The following is a 20,222-nucleotide window of genomic DNA, read 5'->3' on the forward strand; positions in this document are numbered from 1 at the left end:
ACCGGGAACGGCGAGGCGGGAACGGCGAGGCGGGAACGGCGAGGCGGGAACGGCGAGGCGGGAACGGCGAGGCGGGAACGGCGAGGCGGGAACGGCGAGGCGGGAACGGCGGGGCGGGAACGCGGAAGTGGGAATCCCACCGCGGCGATCCCGAAGTCGACAGAGCCAGGGGGCGCCAGGAGGAGGTGGATGCCGAGCGAGCGCGCCAGCTCGCCGATCGCGACCAACCGGGACGAGTTCAGCCAGCCGGCAGCACGCCGAGCCAGGTCACCAGGCGAAATTCAGCCGGCCGACCGCAACCAAAGCCACGATCACCCCGCGAAGTCCAGCGGGGCCGGGCAACACTCCGGGTCAGGATCACCGTGCGAAGTTCAGCGGACTGGCAGCACCCAGGGCCAGGTTCACCGCGCGAAGTTCAGCTGACCGACCGCAACCAAAGCCAAGGTCGCCGAGCGAAGATCAGCCAGCCGACCGCAACCAAAGCCACGATCACCGTCCGAAGTTCAGCGGGCTGGCAGCACCCAGGGCCGGGTTCATCGCGCGAAGACTAGCCGATAGCCAATAGCGCCAAAGCCACCGCGCAAGGTTCAGCCGGCCGACAGCCTCACCTGTCGGCACCTGCGCAGATGCGACTCTCTCGGCTACTTGCGCAACGCGCGGACGATCGCCACCAGGCCGACCACCGCCGCGATCCCGAGCAACACCGGCGCCAACCTCTTCAGCACCGACTGGCCCGCGTAGTCGAGCAAGTCGATCGCTTCCGTCTCCGGGGCCGCCGGGACGCTGCGAAGCGGCGGCCGGTCAGCAGGCGCCGACGACGACGCCCGAGGCTCCGTGTTGATCTCTGCCGTGGTCGGGGCCGGTTTCACCGCCGGTTCCGGCTTGGCCACCGGTTCAGCCGAGGCTGGGGCTGACGCCGGCGCCGGAGCCGCCGCAACCGGCTTCGGGGCCGGCTCCGCAACCGGCTCCGCCGACTCCGCCGGAGCCAACTTCCCCGACAGGCACCCCGCGAACGTGTCGAGGATCTTCCCACCGACCTCGCTGATCAGGCCGCGCCCGAACTGGGCCGGCTTGCCCGTGATCGCCAGGTCCGTCGCGACCGTGCCGTGCGTGCCGCCCTCGGCCTCCGTCAGCGTCAACGTCACCGTCGCCGCCGCTGTGCCTGCTCCTCGTGAATCCTTGCCCGATGCCTTGATCGTGACCTTGTGCTCCGTCTCGTCCTTCTCCAGGAACTCGCCGTTCCCCTTGTACAGCAGGGAAATCGGCCCGAGCTTGACCTTCACCGTCCCGCTGAACTTGTCCCCTTCGACCTTGGTCAGCGTGGCGCCCGGCATGCACGGGGCCACCCGCTCGGGGTCGACGACCGCCTGCCAGACCTCGCCGATCGGAGCCGGGACGGTGAATTCGTGGTCGAGCCGCACGGGCCGACCTCCTTCCTCGAGACGAGCCGGACCCACCCCACCCTAGCCGCCGCCGGAGCGGCGGCCAGGGCGGTGAAGGGGTGCGTCAGGCTCCGGCCGCCGCCGTGATGGCCCGGCCCGTCAAGACCTGGGCCAGGTGACGGCGGTATTCGACGTCGGCGTTGCTGTCGACCGGCGGATTCGTGCCTTCCGCCGCATGCGAAGCCGCCGCGGCAATGGAATCCGCCGAGGCCTGGACGCCGACCAGCGCCGCTTCGACACCAGACGCCCGCACCGGAGTCGAACCCATGTTCGTCAGCGCGACCCGGGCTTCCTCGATGACACCCGCTTCGGTGCGGACGGTGACCGCGACCGCGACCATCGACCACGCCTGGGCGACCCGGTTGAACTTCTCGTAGTGCGCCCGCCACCCGGTGTGCTTGGGGACACGGACCTCGACCAGCAGCTCGTCCGGCGCCAGCGCCGTGGTGAACAGGTCCTGGAAGAACTCCGCGGCCGGCACCGTCCGGCGTCCCGAAGGCCCGGCCACGACCAGCGACGCGTCGAGCGCCAGCACCGGCGCGAGGAGGTCCCCGGCCGGGTCGGCGTGCGAAATCGCGCCGCCCAAGGTCCCGCGGTGGCGGATCTGCGGATCGGCGACCGTGTCCGTCGCCTCTTTGAGCAACGCCGCGTGCGAAGCGATCAGCGAGTCGCGCTGGACGTCGTAGTGCGTGGTCATCGCGCCGATCACCAGCGTGTCGCCGTCCTCGCGCACGCCGCGCAGCTCCGCGACGCGCCCGAGGTCGATCAACGTCGTCGGCGTGGCCAGCCGCATCCGCAGGACCGGCAGCAGGCTCTGCCCGCCGGCCAGCACCTTGGCGTCCTCGCCCGCCGACGCCAGCGCCTGCACCGCTTCGTCCACTGTGGACGGGCGGACGTAGTCGAAGGAAGCCGGGATCACTGCGCACCTCCGGTGGCGTCGATCGAACCGAGGCCGCCGCCGGCCTCGTCGCGGCCGGGGCCGCCGGCGTCGGTCGTGCCGTGGTGCATCGCGTGCCACACGCGCATCGGCGTCAACGGCATCTCGATGTCGTTCACCCCGAAGTGGCGCACCGCGTCGATCACCGCGTTGACCACCGCCGGCGTGGACGCGATCGTGCCCGCTTCCCCGACACCTTTGGCGCCGAGCGGGTTCGTCGTCGACGGCGTTTCCGTGCGGTCGGTGGTGAACGAGGGCAGGTCGGCCGCCGACGGCAGCAGGTAGTCGGCGAACGTGCCGGTGGTGAGCGTGCCGCTTTCGTCGTGCTCGGTGCCTTCGAACAGCGCCTGCGCGATGCCCTGCGCGAGCCCGCCGTGCACCTGGCCCTCGACGATCAGCGGGTTCACCGCGACGCCGACGTCGTCGACGCAGACGTACGAGCGCAGCTTGATCCGGCCCGTCTCGGTGTCCACTTCGGCCGCGCACAGGTGCGTGCCGTGCGGGAACGAGAAGTTCTCCGGGTCGAACGTCGCGTCCGAGTCGAGGGACGGCTCGACCCCGTCGGGCAGGTTGTGCGCGGCGAACACCGCGAGCGCGACGTCGCCCATCGACGTCGACGTGTCGGTGCCCTTCACCGTGAACTTGCCGTTCGCGAACTCCAGGTCGTCCTCGGCGCATTCGAGCAGGTGCGCCGCGATCGGCTTGGCCTTCGCGACGACCTTCTCCGCCGCCTTGACGACGGCGATCCCGCCGACGACCAGCGACCGCGAGCCGTAGGTGTCCATGCCCTTGTGCGACGACTGCGTGTCGCCGTGCAGGATTTCGACGTCCTCGAACGCGACGCCCAGCTGGTCGGCGACGATCTGGCTCCACGCCGTCTCGTGCCCCTGGCCGTGCGCGGACGCGCCGGTCATCACCTCGACCTTGCCGGTGGGCAGCATCCGGATCGACGCGTACTCCCAGCCGCCGGCGCCGTAGTCGAGCGAGCCGAGCACCCGCGACGGCGCGAGCCCGCACATCTCGGTGAACGTCGAGATGCCGATGCCGAGCTGCACTTTGTCGCCCGACGCGCGGCGCTTCTCCTGCTCGGCGCGCAGGCCGTCGTAGTCGAAGAGCTCCTTGGCCTTGGCCGTCGCCGCCTCGTAGTTGCCGGAGTCGTAGGTCAGCCCGCACACCGTGGTGAACGGGAACTCCTCGTGCTTGATCCAGTTCTTCTCGCGCAGCTCCAGGGGGTCCATGCCGAGCTCGACGGCGAGCTCATCCATGATCCGTTCGATCCCGAACGTCGCCTCCGGTCGGCCGGCGCCGCGGTAGGCGTCGGTGAGCGTCGTCGTCGTGTACACGTTGGTGCACGCGAAGTGGTACGCCGGGATCTTGTAGATCGCGTTGAACATGAACGCGCCGAGGATCGGCACGCCGGGGCCGACGAGGCCGTTGTACGCGCCGAGGTTGGCGAGCAGCTCGACCTTGAGGCCGGTCACCTGGCCTTCGCGCGTGGCCGAGATGGTGATGTCCTGGATCTGGTCGCGGCCGTGGTGGGCGGCGAGCATGGTCTCGGACCGCGACTCGTTCCACTTGACCGGTTTGCCGAGCTTCCGCGCGACCAGCAGCGACATCATCTCTTCGGGCAGGACGCCGATCTTGCCGCCGAAACCGCCGCCGACGTCGGGGGCGATCACGCGCAGCTTGTGCTCGGGGATGCCGAGCGTCAGCGCCGACATCACGCGCAGGATGTGCGGGACCTGCGTGGCCGACCACATCGTGAGCTGAGCGGCGGTCGGGTCGACCACGCAGGCGCGCGGCTCCATGAAGGCCGGGACGAGGCGTTGCTGGCGGAATCGGCGCTTGAGCACGATCTCGGACGAGCTGATCGCGTCCTCGACGTTGCCGCCGGTGCCGGCCTCGCCCGAGTCGAACTTCCAGACCGCGCTCGTGTTGCTGCCCTGGTCCTCGTGCACCAGCGGGGCGCCGTCGGCGATCGCGGCTTCCATGTCGAGGACGACCGGGAGCTCGTCGTACTCGACGTCGATCTCCTCGAGCGCGTCGTGCGCTTCGGCGGACGAACGCGCCACGACGACCGCGACGCCTTCACCGGCGAAGTTGACCTGGTCGGACGCGAGAACCGGCCGGCGTGGCGCCTTCATGTCCGGCGTGATCGGCCACGCGCAGGGCATGCCGATCGCGCCGTCCGGGTCGAGGTCCTTCGCGGTGTAGACGGCGACGACGCCGGACGCGCCCTTCGCCGCCGACGTGTCGATCGAGACGATCTTGGCGTGCGCGAACGGGCTGCGCAGGACGGCCATGTGCAGCATGCCCGGCAGCGCGATGTTGTCGGTCCAGCGGGTGCGGCCGCTGATCAGCCGCTCGTCTTCCTTGCGGCGCCGAGACTTTCCGACCTCCGGTTCGATCGTGGCGGTCATCAGTCACCACCCACGCCGACGTGCTTGGTCTCGGTGATCCGCTCGGCTTCGGGGCCGGCGCCGGGGCTCATGTGCTGCGCGGCGTCGCGGACCGCGCGGACGATGTTCTGGTAACCGGTGCAGCGGCACAGGTTGCCTTCGAGTCCTTCACGGACGGCCTGTTCGTCCGGATCCGGGTTGTCGGCCAGCAGGTCGATCGACTGCATGATCATGCCGGGGGTGCAGAACCCGCACTGCAGGGCGTGGTTGTCGTGGAACGCCTGCTGGACGGGGTGCAGCTTGCCGTCGCGGGCGAGGCCCTCGATCGTGGTGACCTCGCAGCCGTCGGCCTGCACCGCCAGGACGGAACAGGATTTCACGCTGTGCCCGTCGAGGTGGACGGTGCAGGCTCCGCAGTTGCTGGTGTCGCAGCCCACGACGGTGCCGACTTTGCCGAGCTTTTCGCGCAGGTGGTGGACCAGCAAGGTGCGGGGCTCGACCTCGTCGGTGTACTTCGTCCCGTCGACAGTGACGGTGATGCGCATCAGGCCTCCAAGAACCGGTTCGGGAACGGCCAGACCCGACCGTGATCGGGCTCACAGACCCGAGCGTGCTACGCGTTCTTGGCGCGGACAAGTCCTGGTGTCACAGGTTCGGGCGTCGCTTCCGCAGGTGCGGGTGAATCCACAGTGGAATCTCCGCATCCGCGGAAGCGCCGTCCGGGTGAACTTTTCAGCCGTGGATGCGCCCGGTGAGTTCCGCGAGCCGCTGGCCGCCGCCGCCCCATCGCAGCGCGATGATCTCGGCCGCGATCGACACCGCCGTCTCCTCGGGGGTGCGGGCGCCGAGATCAAGACCGATCGGCGACGACAGCCGCTCCAGCTCCCCCTCGGTGATCCCGGCCTCGCGCAGGCGGGAGAACCGGTCCTCGTGCGTCTTGCGGGAGCCCATCGCGCCGACGTAACCGACCTCCAGGCGCAGCGCGACCTCCAGCAGCGGGACGTCGAACTTGGGGTCGTGGGTCAGCACCGCGATCGCCGTGCGCTGGTCGATCCGGCCCGCGTCGGCCTCCGCGGTCAGGTAGCGGTGCGGCCAGTCGACGACGACCTCGTGCGCGTCCGGGAAGCGGCTGCTGGTGGCGAACACCGGCCGCGCGTCGCACACCGTGACCTGGTAACCGAGGTAGGCGCCCATGCGCGCCATCGCGGCGGCGAAGTCGATCGCGCCGAACACGAGCAGGCGGGGCGGCGGCTCGAAGGAGTTGACGAACACCGCCATGCCCTCGCCGCGGCGCTGCCCGTCCGGGCCGTAGTGCAGGGTGCCGGTGCGGCCGCTGGCCAGCAGGCCGCGCGCGTCGTCGGCCACCGCGTCGTCCATCCGCGAGGAGCCCAGCGAGCCTTCGGTGCGGTCCGGCCAGACGATCATGTGCTCGCCGACCAGGCCCTCGTGCTCGTGTTCGATGACTGTGACGACCGCGACCGGCTCGCCGTTGCGCACGGACGCGACCACGTCGCCGAGCTCCGGCATCGATTCGCTGTCGACGTGCTCGACGTAGATGTCGATGATCCCGCCGCAGGTCAGGCCCACCGCGAACGCGTCGTCGTCGGTGACGCCGTACCGCTGCAGCACCGGCTTGCGCTCGGCGACGACTTCCTGCGCGAGCTCGTAGACCGCGCCCTCGACGCAGCCACCGGACACGCTGCCGGCGACGGTGCCGTCGGCGGCGACGACCATCGCCGCGCCGGGCGCGCGCGGCGCCGACGAGAAGGTGGCGACCACGGTGCCGAGCCCGACGGTTTCCCCCGCCGACCAGCGGCGGAACACGTCGTCCAGTACGTCACGCATCGGAAATCTCCCGGAGCAGTCGTTCCAAGGTGGCCAGGGTGTGCCCGGCCAGCAGCCGGTCGATGTGGGGCAGTGCGGCCACGATGCCCGACTGGACCGGAGCGTACCCCGCACGCCCGGCGTGCGGATTCACCCAGAATACGGCGTGCGCGAGCCGGCGCAGGTGGGCGAGCTGCTCGCCGAGCAGGCTGGTGTCGCCGCGTTCCCAGCCGTCGGAGAACACCGTGACGACCGCGCCGCGGGCCACCCCGCGCCGGCCCCAGCGGTTCAGGAAGGCTTGCAGCGTCTCGCCGAGCCGCGTGCCGCCGGCGAAGTCCGGCACCGCCGAACCCGCCGCGAGCATCGCGTGTTCGGGGTCGCGCTGACGCAGCTGGCGCGACACCCGCGTCAGGCGCGTGCCCAGCGTGAACACCTCGACGGACTGGGGCGCGGACCGTGTCAGGACGTGGGCGAACCGCAGCAGGGCGTCGGCGTACGGGCTCATCGAACCGGAGACGTCGATGAGCAGCACCACTCGCCGCGGCCGGCGGCCCCGGCGGACGTACGCGAGCTTCAGGGGTTCGCCGCCGCTGGCGAGCATCGCGCGCAAGGTCCGCGAGGGATCCAGGCGGCCGCGCCTCGACGGGGTCTTGCGCGAAGCCGGGCGTTTCGGGGGCGCCGGGCGCAGGGTGGCGAGCAGCTCGCGGAGGTGTTCGCGTTCGGCGGTGGTCAGCTCGGCGAGGTCGCGGTGGCGCAGCACCTCCTGGGCGCTCGCGGCGACTTTCAGCTGGTCACGGTCTTCACCGCCCTCGGCGTCGCTCCCGTCCGCGTCGACGAGCGGCGCGATCCGCGCCTGCTTCGGCGCGGCGGCCTTGGCCCGCTGCGGCGTGGACGTTTCGATCGAAAACCACCGGCTGAACGCCTCTTCGTAACACGGGAGGTCGTCGGGGCTCGAACACAGCGTCAGCCGTCCGGCCCAGTAGAGCTGCGTGGGCTCGGAGACGTCGATTTCGCCGACGGCCGTCAGATAGGCCTGCACGCGGTGCGCGTCGCAGGCGACACCGGCTTCGCGCAGGGCGGCGGCGAACCCGGCGTACCCGGCGACCGGATCGGCGGCGGCGGTGGTCATCTTCCCATTGTGCACCTGTTTCGGGCGCGCTGTCGGTGTCCCGGCGAGGAGTCGAACCTCGGACCTCGGCGTTCGTAGCGCCGCGCTCTGTCCTGCTGAGCTACCGAGACGGGGCGGCCTGCGCGCACCCCTCCCCGGGCAGGCGCAGACCGCGCTCTTCGCCGCGACCGACCCGAGGTAGCGAGAGGTGGGCGCGAAGAGCTTTCGGAAAGAATTTCAGCGACGGGCACCGGAGATCGTGCCACCACGGTTCCGGCGTTCGGTCACGATCTCCTCCTTTCGGTCCGGCTGTTCGGTGGTGAAAGAAGAATGCCGGACCGGTCGCGGCACGGCAACGCATTTAACGACACCGCCCCGGCAGTCCTTTGTGGACTGCCGGGGCGGCGTGCGGTCGTGGTTCAGGAGGCCTTGATGCCGGGGGTGATCGGCGCGCAGCCGCGCAGGCCCGCCGTCTTGTTGAGCTCCAGCACCGGCGGCAGCGTTTTCTGCGCGTAAGCCTGCAGTTCCGCGAGTTTCGCGGCGTCGACTTGGTCGCGGCGGACGTGGAAACTGACCCAGTTGCGCGAGTCGACGGTCTGGTCGCCGGTCGGCCGGTTCACGAAGATCGTCTCGTAGTCGCTGGTGAAGCGCGGGTCCTGGTCGAACTGCAGCGTCGTGATCCACGAGCCGATGAACGTGATCAGCTCCGGCTTGGCCTGGGTGAACACGTAGTCGCGCAGACCGGCCATGTCGGCTTCGTGCAGGTAGTCGGCGATCGGCTTGTCCCCGAGCCCGGCCAGGTCGAGCACGCGGATGCGGCTGCCCAGCGACGTCCCGCCGAGGTCGATGAGCCCGACCTGCGCGGTGTCGGGCAGCTTCAGGATGTCGGCAAAACCGTTGATGGTCCGCGCGTCGCGCTCGGCGACGATGCACATCGCGGTCTTGACGTTGGCGCGGTACTGCGTGCCCTGCTGGTAGAGCCCGTTCAGCGAGCTGACCAGCCCGACGACGAGCAGGCAGGCCAGCACGATCCGGCCGCGGAGCCGGGTCGCGGCCAGCGCCTCGACGACGACCACCGCGCCGCCGAACGCGCCGAGCGTCCACACCGGCGTGGCGAACCGCAGCTGCCCCATCCAGTCGTACTCGAGCACGACGAACGCGACGACGGTGAGCCCGAACGGCACGAGCAGCGCGATCAGCCCCGTGCGCAGCCCCGACGGGCGGACCAGCAGCAGCACCAGGCACGCGACCGCGACCGCGACGACCAGCCAGCCCACGTAGTCGACGATCTGGCCGGGCGCGGCGAGGTCGGCGAGAGTCGGCGGCTCCTGCCCCTTCGCGACGGCGGTGTTGGGCACCAGCCGGCCGAACTCGAACCAGCGGAAGACCACGTAAGCGCCGTACGGCACGGCGAACCCGGCGACGGAGGTGAGCACGGCGCGGACGCTGCGGCCGAGCACGTCCCGCTTGAGGAACAGCAGGACGGTGATCGGGTACGCGCCGGCGTAGATGATCCCGTCCGGCCGGGTCAGCGCGGCCAGCATGGCGATCAGGCCGGTGCCGGCGGCGACCTGGTAGCTCAGCAGCCGCCCGCTCTGCACCGCCCGCAGGGTCACGACGGCGAGCGCGGCGACGGTCAGCGCGTAGAACGAGTTCTCCAGCCCGGAGAAGCACCAGATCACGAACGACGGGATCGCGGCGAGCGTGGCGCCGGCGAGGAAGGTGATCAGCGCCGGGCGGCGGCTGAGCGTCTTCGCGCCGAAGTAGAAGAAGACGAGCACGCCGAGGCAGCAGGCGAGGGCAAGCGCTTTCGGGAAGAGGATCTGGTCGGAGATGCCGAACAGCGTGCCGTGGTCGAACAGGCCGACCAGCTTGCCCAGCGCCAGCAGGATCATCCAGGTGGGGTTGGAGTACCCCTCGACCGGCGAGGCCCCGGGCTGCAGCACCGGGCCGAAGCCGTCGGCGACGTTGCGCGAGTAGGCGAACGTGATGGCCGCGTCGTCGATCAGCCAGTTGCCGTAGAGCGAGGCGTGCACGGCGATCAGCGCGGTGCCCCCGAGGACCGCGGCCACGGCGGCGAGCTTGCCGCGCCACCCCAGCCGGGTCGCCACCGGAGCCGGTCGGCCCTCATCCGGGGCCGGCTCGGCCAGTGGCCTGGCCTCGGTCGTTTCCGCCACGCTCATTCCGCAGGTCCTCCCCCGCCTTCGGTGGTTCCCCGGACCGGCCGGTCACGCGCGCTCACGCTCACGCCACGCTCACGCGAACAAGGCGTCGAGTTTCGCCCGGACCCGGTCGAGGTCTTCGCTGTACTTCAGCACCGCGCCGAGCGTCCGCGCCGCCGATGCCGCGTCCAGCTCGTCCCGCTGCAGAGCCATCAGGGCCTTCGCCCAATCGAGTGACTCCGCTACTCCCGGTGGCTTCAGCAGGTCCATTTGGCGGAGCCGTTGCACCGCTTCAGCCACCTGCCGAGCAAGGAGTTCACCTATTCGCGGGATCCTACGGCGCAGGATCGTGACCTCCCGAACCAGGTCCGGGTGTTCCAGCCAGTGGTAGAGGCAGCGGCGCTTGAGCGCGTCGTGCACCTCGCGGGTCCGGTTCGAGGTCAGCACCACCAGCGGCGGCACTTCGGCGCGGACCTCGCCGTACTCGGGGATGGTGACGGCGTGCTCGTCGAGCAACTGCAGCAGGAAGGCCTCGAACTCGTCGTCGGCCCGGTCGATCTCGTCGACGAGCAGCACGCACGGCGTGGTGATGAGGGCCTGCAGCAGCGGCCGGGCCAGCAGGAACCGCTCGGTGTAGAGCGACCGTTCGGCGGCCTCGACGTCGACGACGCCGTCGTTGGCCGCCTCGAGGGCCCGCAGGTGCAGCAGCTGCCGAGGAAAGTCCCATTCGTAGAGCGCTTGGGCGGCGTCGATGCCCTCGTGGCACTGGAGCCGGATGAGCGGCCGGTCGAGAGCGGTGGCCAGCGCCAGGGCGAGCGAGGTCTTGCCGGTGCCGGGTTCGCCTTCGCAGAAGAGCGGGCGCCCCATCCGCAGAGCGAGGAACCCGGCGGTCGCAAGCCCGTCATCGGCGAGGTAGCCGGTCGCGTCGAGGGCAGCGGCGAGTTCTTCAGGCGAGTCGGTCACGGAGTCGATCGTAGGCGGAGGGTGCGGCGGTTGCCGGGGTGTGGTTGAGGGAGTTGGGGCGGGTGGTGGCGCGGCGGTCGGCGATGGGGGCGGCCGGTGACGGGGTGCCCGGCGCGAGGGTGGCCGGCGGCGAGGTAGTCGGTGACGGCGGGCGGCCGATGGTCAGGTGGTCGGTGGATTGGTGGGTGGTGTTGTGGCTGGGAGGTCGGTGCGGCGGTCGACGTCGCGGCCGCTGCCCAGGTCGGCGCACTCGATGAGGGTGAGGTCGGTGCGGGCGGCCAGCCAGTCGCGGGCGCCGCGGTCGCCTTGGGCGGATTCGGCGATCTCCTGCCACCAGTGGCGGCCGAGCAGCACCGGGTGGCCGGGTACGCCCTCGTAGGCCGCTCGGGCGACCGTTTTGGTGGTCGCGTCGGCGGCGACGCGGGTCAGGATCTCCGGGCCGACCCAGGGCAGGTCGACCAGGTGGACCAGGGCCGCTTCCGGGCCGTTGGTTTCGGTGAGGGCCGCCAGGCCGGCCTTCAGGGAGGCGCCCATGCCGCTCGCCCAGTCCTCGGCTTCCACTGCTTGGGCGGGGTCGGGCAGGAGTGCCCGGACTTCGCTGGAGGCCGCGCCGAGGACGACCCGGATCGGGTCGCAGCCTGCGGCGGTGAGGGTTCGGAGGGCTCGGAGCACGAGTGGTTCACCGTCGAGTTCGGCGAGCGCCTTGGGGCCGCCGAAGCGACGGCCGGCTCCGGCGGCGAGGAGGAGACCCGCGACCGGACGGGTGGGCCGAGTCATGGACGCACCTGCGCCGCCGGGAAGGGTGCGGGCTCCGCTCGCCGGAATCGCACCGAAGCGGGGTGCGGGGCTTCGCTCATCGCCAGCTCAGCCATGGGCGCTGGCCGCCGAAACCACACTGAAGCGGGTGCGTAGCCGTGGCTCTGCTCAGCCATGGGCTCGGCTTGGGGCGCCTACGGCCAGGTCTGCTTCGATCGCTCGGGCCGTCTCCAGCAGGGGTGGGACCAGGTCCTCCCTTACCGAGTCCGCCGTTGTGCGGCTGGCGTGCGTGGACAAGTTCACCGCCGCCACCACTCGGCCCTTGCGGTCGTGGATTGGGGCTGCCACCGAACGGAGGCCTTCCTCCAGCTCCTGGTCGACCATGGCCCAGCCCTGGCCGGTCACCGTTGCCAGTTCCGTTCGGAGGCCGTCCGGGGACGTGACCGTGCGGTCGGTCAGGCGGTCGAGCCTCGCCACCACCAGGTATGCCTCCAGCTCTGCCTTGCTCAGCCCGGCCAGCAGCACGTGACCCATCGATGTCGCGTACGCCGGGAAGCGGGTGCCCACGTTGATGCTCACCGTCATGATTCGGGAGACCGCCACGCGCGCCACGTAGACGATGTCCGTTCCCTCCAGGACCGAGACCGAGCTCGACTCGTGGACCTCCCCGGACAGGCGCTCCAGGTGGGGCTGCGCCACCTCGGGCAGCGTCATGCTCGACAAGTACGCGTACCCCAGCTCCAGCACCCTCGCCGTGAGCGAGAAGTACTTGCCGTCCGTGCGGACGTAGCCCAGGTCGGCCAGCGTCAGCAGGAAGCGGCGCGCCGCCGCTCTGGTGAGGCCCGTTGCGCGGGCTACGTCGCTCAGGGTCAGCTCTGCCGCGCCCGCGTGGAACGCCTTGATCACGGCCAGACCGCGCTCCAGCGACTGCACGTGGTGGGCGCCTCGGTGCGCCGGCTCGCTGTTCAGCTCGGCTTCGATGCGCCTCCCCGTGTCCATTCCCGGCACCCTATCCGGCGTCGGCCGGCAGGGCGGTCGGCTCGCCGAGCTCGGCCAGGGTGCGCTGCGCGATGGCGAACGCCGCGTTCGCCGCCGGTGCGCCCGCGTAGACCGCCGTGTGCAGGAGGACCTCGCCGATCTCCGCCGCCGTGAGGCCGTTGCGGACCGCCGCGCGGACGTGCATCGCCAGCTCGTTGTGCGCCTGCAGCGCGGTCAGCGCCGCCAGCGTGACGCAGCTGCGCGTGCGCCGGTCCAGGCCGTCGCGGGACCACACCGAACCCCACGCGCCTTCGGTGATGTAGTCCTGGAACGGGCGGCTGAAGTCCGTCGTGCCCGCGACCGCGCGGTCGACGTGCTCGTCGCCGAGCACCTCGCGCCGGACCTTCATGCCCTGCTCGTGCCGGTCTTCGCTCACAGCGCCTCCAGATGTCCGAGGATCAGCCTGGTGAACTCCTCGGGCTGCTCGTAGTTGCCCAGGTGCGCGGCGTCCGGGACGATCTCCAGCCGCGCGCCCGGGATGCCCGCCGCGATCAGGTCCGCGTGGCCTTCCGGCGGGGTGACCGGGTCGTCGGCCCCCGCGATGACCAGAGTGGGCGCGGTGATCTTCGGCAGCACGTCGAGCAGGTCCATCCGCTCGATCGCGCCGCAGCAGGCCGCGTAGCCCTCGGCCGGGACGGCGGTGATCATCGAGCGCAGGTACGCGGCGCGGTCCGGGTGCCGCTCGGCGTAGCCCGGGGTCAGCCAGCGGCCGACGCCGGCGGCGGCCACCGCGCCGGTGCCCTTCTCGCGGACCGTGCGGGCCCGGTCGACCCACATCTGCGGCGGGCCGAGCTTCGCCGACGTGCAGCAGAGCACCAGGCTCGCGACCCGGTCCGGCGCGTGGACGCCGAGCCACATCCCTGTCATCGCGCCGAGCGACAGGCCCACGAGGTTTGCCTGGGTGACCTCGAGCTCGTCGAGCATCGCCAGGACGTCGGCGCCCAGGTCTTCGAGGTCGTAGGGCGCCGGCGGCACCGGCGAGGCGCCGTGCCCGCGGGTGTCGTACCGCACCACCCGGAAACCCCGCTCCAGCAGCGGGACCACCTGCGGCTCCCACATCCGGACGTCGCTGCCGAGCGACCCGCCCAGGACCACCACCGGCCCGTCTTCGGGCCCTTCGACAACCCGGTGCACCTGCACGGCAGCCACGCCCTCGCCTCCGTTCGCGCTTGTCATACCCGGAAGAACACGGTTTCACCGTCACCCTGGAGCCGCACGTCGAAGCGGTAACCGTCGTCGGTCTTCGCCGCGATCAGCGTGGCTCGACGCTCCGCCGGGACGGTCGCCAGCACCGGGTCTTCGGAGTTGTCCTGGTCTTCGAAGTAGATCCGCGTGACGACCCGGTTGAGCAGGCCGCGCGCGAACACCGACACGTCGATGTGCCGGGCCTGCCTGGTGCCGCCCCCGCCGGGCAGCGCGCCCGGCAGCAGCGTGAGGATCCCGTACGTGCCGTCGGTGGTCGTCGGGCAGCGGCCGAAGCCGCGGAACTCTCCGGACGCCTCGCCGCGCGGGTCGTCCGGGTGGCGGAAGCCGCCGTCCGGGTCGGCCTGCCAGGTCTCGATCATGGCGTCCGGGATCGGGTCGCCGTTGCCGTCGCGCACGATGCCGCGGATCCAGAACGCGCCGGGGGTGCCCTCGGGCACGACGTACGGGCCGTCGGGCCAGGGCAGCCCGATCGACAGGTACGGGCCGACGGTCTGCGAAGGGGTGGGCAGCAGCTTGGGCATCAGTCGTCGTCCTCCTCTTCCTCTTCGAACACCGACGCCTCGCGCCCGCGCAGGACGATGTCGAACTCGAACCCCAGCGCCCATTCGGACTGCGTGATCCCGTGGTCGTAACGCGAGACCATCCGCTGCCGGGCCTTCTCGTCCGGGATGGAGTTGAAGATCGGGTCCTGGGAGAACAGCGGGTCGTCCGGGAAGTACATCTGGGTGACCAGCCGCTGGGTGAACGCCGAGCCGAACACCGAGAAGTGGATGTGCGCCGGGCGCCAGGCGTTGTCGTGGTTCTTCCACGGGTACGCGCCGGGCTTGATGGTGGTGAAGGTGTAGCGGCCGTCGCTGTCGGTCAGGGTGCGCCCGAGGCCGTCGAAGTTCGGGTCGAGCGGGGACGGCCAGCGGTCGCCGGTGTGCCGGTAGCGGCCGCCCGCGTTCGCCTGCCAGATCTCGACGAGCGAGTCGCACACCGGGCGGCCGTCGCCGTCGAGCAGCCGGCCGGTGACGATGATCCGCTGGCCCTGCGGCTCCCCCGTGTGCTGCCGGGTGAGGTCGTTGTCGAGCTCGCCGAGACGGCCGGGGCCGAGCAGCGGGCCGGTGACCTCGGTGAGCATCTGCGGGAGGAGCACCAGCTCCTGCGTCGGGTGCCGCAGCGCCGTGGAGCGGTAGCCGCTGTAGTCGAGGGGCGGGTGGGTGCCTTCGGGGTCTTCCCCGTAGCGGGGCAGCCTCAGTTCGGTCGGGGTAGCCACGGCGCCTCCCTCAGCGGCCTTCGAGGACGACGGCCAGGCCCTGGCCGACGCCGATGCAGATGGCGGCGAGTCCCCAGCCCCCGCCTCGGCGGTGCAGGTCGTGCGCCAGCGTGCCGAGGATCCGGCCGCCGGACGCGCCGAGCGGGTGACCGATCGCGATCGCGCCGCCGTGGGTGTTGACGATCTCCGGGTCGAGGTCCTTCCAGTCGCGCAGGCACGCCAGCGACTGCGCGGCGAAGGCTTCGTTGAGCTCGACGGCGGCCAGGTCGTCCCAGCCGATGCCCGCGCGCTCCAGCGCGATCTCCGCGGCGCGCACCGGGCCGATGCCGAAGACGTCCGGGTCGACACCCGCGGCGCCGCGCCCGGCGATCCGGGCGAGCGGGGTGGCGTTGAGCCGGCCGGCGGTGGCCTCGTCGCCGAGGAGCAGGGCCGAGGCGCCGTCGTTCAGCGGGGAGGCGTTGCCCGCGGTGACGGTGCCGTTCTCCTTGCGGAAGGCAGGCTTCAGCTTGGCCAGCTTTTCGGGGCTGGAGTCCGGCCGGATGCCTTCGTCGCGGGCCAGCTCGACCCCTTCGACCGGGACGACCATGTCGTCGTAGAAGCCTTCGTCCCACGCCTTGGCCGCGTTGACGTGGCTGCGCGCGGCGAAGGCGTCCTGCTCGTCACGGCCGATGCCGTAGCGCTCGGCGAGCTGCTCGGTGGACTCGCCGAGGGAGACGGTCCACTGCGACGGCATCGCCGGGTTGACCATGCGCCAGCCGAGCGCGGTGTTGTACAGGGTCTGGTTGCCGGCCGGGAAGGCCTTCTCCGGCTTCGGCATGACCAGCGGCGAGCGGGTCATCGACTCGACCCCGCCGGCGACCACGAGCGAGGCGTCGCCGACCTGGATGGCGCGGCTGGCCTGCATCACCGCGTCCAGGCCGGAACCGCAGAGGCGGTTGACGGTGTTGCCCGGGACGCTGGTGGGCCAGCCGGCGAGAAGGGCGGCCATGCGGGCGACGTTGCGGTTGTCCTCACCCGCGCCGTTCGCGTCGCCGAGGGTGACTTCGTCCACCGTGGACGGATCGAGGTCGTGCCGCCGCTGGAGGGCTTTGAGGACACCCGCGGCCAGGTCGTCCGGGCGGACGCCGGCGAGGGCGCCACCGTAGCGGCCGAAGGGGGTGCGGATCGCGTCGAGGACGTAGACGTCGGTCATGCCTTCTCCAGGTCTCGGAGCAGGGTCAGCTCCTGGTCGGTGGGGGCCGGGGTGGTCTTGAGGTCGTCCGCCACCTTCAGTTTCCACCCCGTTGCCTTGATCGCCTGGTCGAGCTCGACGCCGGGGTGGAGCTCGGTCAGCGTCAGCTCGGCGGTCTCCGGGTCGGGGCGCATCAGGCCGAGGTCGGTGACGACCAGCGTCGGGCCCTGGCCGGGGAGGCCGAGCTTCTCGCGGTCGCCCTTGCCCGTTCCGTGGCCGAAGGACGTCACGAAGTCGACCTTCTCGACGAACGCGCGGGGGCTCTGGCGCAGGACGATGAAGACCTCGCCGCAGGAGGCAGCGATCTCGGGGGCGCCGCCCGCGCCGGGGAGGCGGACCTTCGGGTCGTGGTAGTCCGAGCCGATCACCGTGGTGTTGATGTTGCCGAACTTGTCCAGCTGGGCGGCGCCGAGGAAGCCGACGTCGATGCGGCCGGGCTGGAGCCAGTAGTTGAACACCTCGGGGACGCTGACCACGGCGTCGGCGGTGTCGGCCAGCTCGCCGTCGCCGATGGACAGCGGGAGGCGGGACGGCTTCGCACCCAGGCAGCCGGACTCGTAGATCAGCGTGAGGTTGGGGGCGTGCGCGCGGCGGGCGAGGTTGGCCGCCTTGCTCGGGAGGCCGATGCCGACGAAGCAGGACATGCCGTCGCCGAGGGCGCGGGCCGCTGCGACGCTCATCATCTCGTCGGCCGTGTAGTCGGTGGTCATGCCTTCGCCTCCGCGGTGTGGCGGGGTTTGCCGGGGCTGTGGGGGTTTGGGGTGATACGAGGGGGTGGCGGCTGGTCGGCTGTGGGGCGAGGGTTGCGGGACGTGAGGCCGGGCGAGGCCTCACGGACGTCGGACGCCGCGACACTGCGGGTTTGGCGCGCGGGCGCCGCCTCGGGGAAGGGGGCGGTAGCCGGTCGGCCGGGACCGCGAGTTCGGGCAAGGGGTGCTCGACGCAAAGTGGAGCCGAACGAGGACTCGCGGACTTCGAAGGCCGCGACAGCGCGGGTTTGGCGCGCGGGCGCCGCCTCGGGGAAGGGGGCAGTGGCCGGTCGGCCGGGGGTGAGGGCTGCCGGGCGTGAGGCGGGGCCGGACGAGGACTCGCGGAGGTCGGAGACCGCGACAGCGCGGGTTTGGCGCGCGGGCGCCGCCTCGGGGAAGGGGGTGGCGGCCGGTCGGCCGGGGGCGAGGGCTGCCGGGCGTGAGGCGGGGCCGAACGAGGACTCGCGGACCTCGGACGCCGCGACAGCGCGGGTTTGGCGCGCGGGCGCCGCCTCGGGGAAGGGGGTGGCGGCCGGTCGGCCGGGGGCGAGGGCTGCCGGACGTGAGGCGGGGCCCGGCGAGGCCTCGCGGACGTCGGAGACCGCGACAATGCGGGTTTGGCGCGCGGGCGCCGCCTCGGGGAAGGGGGCGGTGGCCGGTCGGCCGGGACCGCGGGCGGGGGCCAGGGGTGCCCGGCGCAACGTGGAGCCGGACGAGGCCTCACGGACGTCGGACGCTGCGACGAGGCGGGCCGGGGTGGGGGTGCTCCGGCCGGTGGTCGCTGGCTCGGGGAAGGAGGCAGCGGCCACCGGCCCTTGGGGGGAGCCGGGTTCTTCGTGGGCTTGGGTCATGCCGTCACGCCCGTCAGGTTGTTCAGCCACTTCGTGAACTCCTCGCGGTCGCGGCCGATCTCGTCCCAGGCCTGGTACGCCGCGTTGTCGCGCTCGTAGTAACCCGCTGCGTACGACGGCTTTGCGCCGCCCGGGACCTCGGCCACCGCTGATACCACCCAGGACGGGAGGATCACCGCGCCCGGGCGGGGCTCCAGCTTGTCGACGATCTCCTCGACCGTCACGATCGAACGCTTGGCCGCCAGGACCGCTTCCTTCTGGACTCCCGTGATGCCCCACATCTGGACGTTGCCCTCGCGGTCGGCGCGCTGGGCGTGGACGATCGTGACGTCCGGGTTCAGGGCCGGGACCGCCGTCAGGCGCTCGCCGGTGAAGGGGCACGTGATCGGCTTGATCGTCTCCGTCTGGGCCGGCAGGTCCGTGCCCGTGTAGCCGCGCAGCACCGCGAACGGCAGGCCGGACGCGCCCGCCACGTAGCGGTTCGCCATGCCCGCGTGGCTGTGCTCCTCGATCTCCAGCGGCACCGGCCAGTCGTGCTGGACCGCGTCGCGGAACCGGTGCAACGAGCCGACGCCGGGGTTGCCGCCCCACGAGAAGATCAGCTTGCGGGCACAGCCCGCGCCGATCAGCTGGTCGTACACGATGTCCGGCGTCATCCGCACCAAGGTGAGATCCCGGCGCCGCTGCCGGATGATCTCCTGCCCCGCCGCGACCGGGATGAGGTGCGTGAAGCCCTCGAGCGCGACGGTGTCCCCGTCACGCACCAGCCGGGCCACGGCCTCCTCCAGCGACAGCCGCTCCGCCATCACACGCTCCCCACTGTTCGCATCACGCACACTCGTTCTGCCAGCGAACATAGCACGGTCGCCGGGGCGGGGACCAGGTGTCTTCCGCCCAATGGATGACGCACGCACGACGAAGGGGACTTTCTTCGCCGTTCGCGCGAAGAAAGTCCCCTTCGAGACCGGAAGATCAGCCGATGCGGACCAGCCGCGAGCCGTGCGCGGGCACGGCGGAAGCGGTCCAGGAGCCGCGGAAACGGCCGAGGTCCGCCCGCGCGACCAGGTCACGCACCGGCTGCGTGCCCCGGACGCCCAGCGACGAGAAGTCCACCGTGATGTCCGCGGACGCCGGCCCCAGGTTGTAGACCGCCGCGTACCAGCGGCCGTCCGGGGCGCGCTTCTTCCACACCTGGAGGTTCCCGCCGGTCACCTGGCTCGCGTACGACCCGGCCTGGTCGACCCGGATGACCTCGGGGTTCGTCAGGATCGACACCGCGGACGCGTCCAGGAAGTAGATGTCGCCCCCGACGTACAGCGGCGACGAGGCCATCGACCAGAACGTCATCACGCTCTGCCGCTCGACGTCGGAGATGCCGTCCTGGATGCCGCTGCCGGTGTTGTTGCTGATCGGCATCGAGTCGAGGTCCGGCCGGAACTGCGGCCCGAACACCCCCTGCCACCCGGGCAGGTCCGCCCACCGCGCCTTCACCGAGCTGTCCCAGGTGGACACCGTGTCGCAGTAGCACTCGACGTCGGTGTTCACGCGGACGCCGTTCGCGTAGGGCGCGAGAGCGGGCCCGGCGGCCCGCGGCACCGGCCACGCGCTCGCGGTCAGCCACATCGGCCGTCGCGCGTGGTCGATGGCCTTCGACCACGCGGCGATGTCCGCGACGTTGTCCTCGGTAGTCCCGTCCACCTTGATGAAGTCGACACCCCAGGACGCGAACCGCGCCACGATCGAGTCGTAGTACTTCTGCGCGCACGGCTTCGAGAAGTCGACCTTCCAGTTGCCGCCCCAGCCGTTGGACGGCATCAGCGGCCGGTAGGCGATGTCCTGCGCGTGGCACGACGTCCCGAGGATCGGCGCGTTCTTGTCGTATACCTCCTTCTCGAGCCCCGTCACCGAGTACAGGCCCAGCTTCAGCCCGAGCGAATGCACGTAAGAAGCCAATGCGGGAATCCCGGACGGGAACCGCCCCGGGTCCGGCGCCGGGATGCCGTTGACGTCGGTGTGGAACACCCACGACAGGTCCGCGTTCCAGCCCGAATCGATGTTGACGTAGGCGTACCCCGCGGACTTGAGCTTCGACGCCAGCGCGCCGGCCGCGCCGCGGACGTGCGACTCGTTCAGCCACGAAGTGCCGTAACCCGCGCGGGTCGACGACTCGAGGCTCCAGCTGCTCCAGCCCATGAACGGCTTGACGAACGGCGTCCGCGCGTCGGCCGCGGGCACCAGGAAGGAGAGAAAACCAAGCACAGCGAGAAACACGGAAAGGAGGCGCTTCATCGGGACACT

Annotated in this window: 18 protein-coding genes and 1 tRNA gene; all 19 read right to left on the bottom strand. The window is 71.3% G+C overall.

Annotated elements, in window-relative coordinates:
- Positions 1-641: 641 nt before the first annotated feature.
- The 19 genes from ACZ63J_RS42555 to ACZ63J_RS42645 all read right to left on the bottom strand — a co-directional run bounded on the left by ACZ63J_RS42555 (position 642) and on the right by ACZ63J_RS42645 (position 20,213).
- Positions 642-1,421 carry an SRPBCC family protein gene (locus ACZ63J_RS42555; protein WP_465401686.1) on the bottom strand — a complete coding sequence of 260 codons (780 nt, stop codon included), beginning with the start codon at positions 1,419-1,421 and terminating at the stop codon, positions 642-644.
- Between the two features lie 85 nt (positions 1,422-1,506).
- Entirely contained in the window at positions 1,507-2,361 is an 855-nt protein-coding gene (locus tag ACZ63J_RS42560; RefSeq protein WP_465310539.1) for an FAD binding domain-containing protein, read from the bottom strand.
- Positions 2,358-4,799 carry a xanthine dehydrogenase family protein molybdopterin-binding subunit gene (locus ACZ63J_RS42565; protein ID WP_465401685.1) on the bottom strand — a complete coding sequence of 814 codons (2,442 nt, stop codon included), beginning with the start codon at positions 4,797-4,799 and terminating at the stop codon, positions 2,358-2,360. Before ACZ63J_RS42565 ends, ACZ63J_RS42560 begins: the two co-directional genes overlap by 4 nt.
- Positions 4,799-5,323, bottom strand: a complete 525-nt coding sequence (locus tag ACZ63J_RS42570; RefSeq protein WP_465340149.1) for a (2Fe-2S)-binding protein — start codon at positions 5,321-5,323, stop codon at positions 4,799-4,801. Before ACZ63J_RS42570 ends, ACZ63J_RS42565 begins: the two co-directional genes overlap by 1 nt.
- 187 nt (positions 5,324-5,510) lie before the next feature.
- A complete protein-coding gene (locus tag ACZ63J_RS42575; RefSeq protein ID WP_465401684.1) occupies positions 5,511-6,623 on the bottom strand; it encodes an XdhC family protein in 1,113 nt (370 codons plus the stop codon).
- The gene (locus ACZ63J_RS42580; protein WP_465401683.1) at positions 6,616-7,731 is read right to left on the bottom strand and encodes a vWA domain-containing protein; all 1,116 of its coding nucleotides are present in this window, start codon (positions 7,729-7,731) and stop codon (positions 6,616-6,618) included. The genes ACZ63J_RS42575 and ACZ63J_RS42580 overlap by 8 nt, the downstream gene beginning before the upstream one ends.
- A gap of 36 nt (positions 7,732-7,767) precedes the next feature.
- Positions 7,768-7,841, bottom strand: a tRNA-Arg gene (locus ACZ63J_RS42585).
- A gap of 288 nt (positions 7,842-8,129) precedes the next feature.
- Positions 8,130-9,893: a hypothetical protein gene (locus ACZ63J_RS42590; RefSeq protein ID WP_465401682.1), complete on the bottom strand. Its 1,764-nt coding sequence runs from the start codon at positions 9,891-9,893 to the stop codon at positions 8,130-8,132.
- A gap of 72 nt (positions 9,894-9,965) precedes the next feature.
- A complete protein-coding gene (locus ACZ63J_RS42595) occupies positions 9,966-10,835 on the bottom strand; it encodes an AAA family ATPase (protein WP_465310533.1) in 870 nt (289 codons plus the stop codon).
- A 162-nt stretch (positions 10,836-10,997) separates the two neighbouring features.
- On the bottom strand, positions 10,998-11,612 hold the full coding sequence (locus tag ACZ63J_RS42600) for a nucleotidyltransferase family protein (RefSeq protein WP_465401681.1): 615 nt from the start codon (positions 11,610-11,612) through the stop codon (positions 10,998-11,000).
- A gap of 147 nt (positions 11,613-11,759) precedes the next feature.
- Positions 11,760-12,590 (bottom strand): IclR family transcriptional regulator domain-containing protein, encoded by an 831-nt coding sequence (locus ACZ63J_RS42605; RefSeq protein ID WP_465401680.1) that lies wholly within the window; start codon positions 12,588-12,590, stop codon positions 11,760-11,762.
- A 10-nt stretch (positions 12,591-12,600) separates the two neighbouring features.
- Positions 12,601-13,005 carry a 4-carboxymuconolactone decarboxylase gene (gene pcaC / locus ACZ63J_RS42610; RefSeq protein WP_465310529.1) on the bottom strand — a complete coding sequence of 135 codons (405 nt, stop codon included), beginning with the start codon at positions 13,003-13,005 and terminating at the stop codon, positions 12,601-12,603.
- The gene (pcaD, locus tag ACZ63J_RS42615; RefSeq protein WP_465401679.1) at positions 13,002-13,778 is read right to left on the bottom strand and encodes a 3-oxoadipate enol-lactonase; all 777 of its coding nucleotides are present in this window, start codon (positions 13,776-13,778) and stop codon (positions 13,002-13,004) included. Before pcaD ends, pcaC begins: the two co-directional genes overlap by 4 nt.
- 23 nt (positions 13,779-13,801) lie before the next feature.
- Positions 13,802-14,356 (bottom strand): protocatechuate 3,4-dioxygenase subunit alpha, encoded by a 555-nt coding sequence (gene pcaG, locus ACZ63J_RS42620; protein WP_465310527.1) that lies wholly within the window; start codon positions 14,354-14,356, stop codon positions 13,802-13,804.
- A complete protein-coding gene (pcaH, locus tag ACZ63J_RS42625; RefSeq protein WP_465401678.1) occupies positions 14,356-15,093 on the bottom strand; it encodes a protocatechuate 3,4-dioxygenase subunit beta in 738 nt (245 codons plus the stop codon). The genes pcaG and pcaH overlap by 1 nt, the downstream gene beginning before the upstream one ends.
- Before the next feature lie 10 nt (positions 15,094-15,103).
- A complete protein-coding gene (locus ACZ63J_RS42630; RefSeq protein ID WP_465401677.1) occupies positions 15,104-16,285 on the bottom strand; it encodes a thiolase family protein in 1,182 nt (393 codons plus the stop codon).
- Positions 16,282-17,034, bottom strand: coding sequence for a CoA-transferase subunit beta (locus ACZ63J_RS42635; protein ID WP_465310524.1), 753 nt, complete (start codon positions 17,032-17,034; stop codon positions 16,282-16,284). The genes ACZ63J_RS42630 and ACZ63J_RS42635 overlap by 4 nt, the downstream gene beginning before the upstream one ends.
- An 886-nt stretch (positions 17,035-17,920) precedes the next feature.
- Positions 17,921-18,730: a CoA transferase subunit A gene (locus ACZ63J_RS42640; protein ID WP_465401676.1), complete on the bottom strand. Its 810-nt coding sequence runs from the start codon at positions 18,728-18,730 to the stop codon at positions 17,921-17,923.
- 166 nt (positions 18,731-18,896) lie between these two features.
- Positions 18,897-20,213, bottom strand: a complete 1,317-nt coding sequence (locus ACZ63J_RS42645) for a glycoside hydrolase family 27 protein (protein ID WP_465401675.1) — start codon at positions 20,211-20,213, stop codon at positions 18,897-18,899.
- Between the last annotated feature and the right edge of the window lie 9 nt (positions 20,214-20,222).

The sequence above is a fragment of the Amycolatopsis sp. NPDC104863 genome (assembly GCF_055582965.1).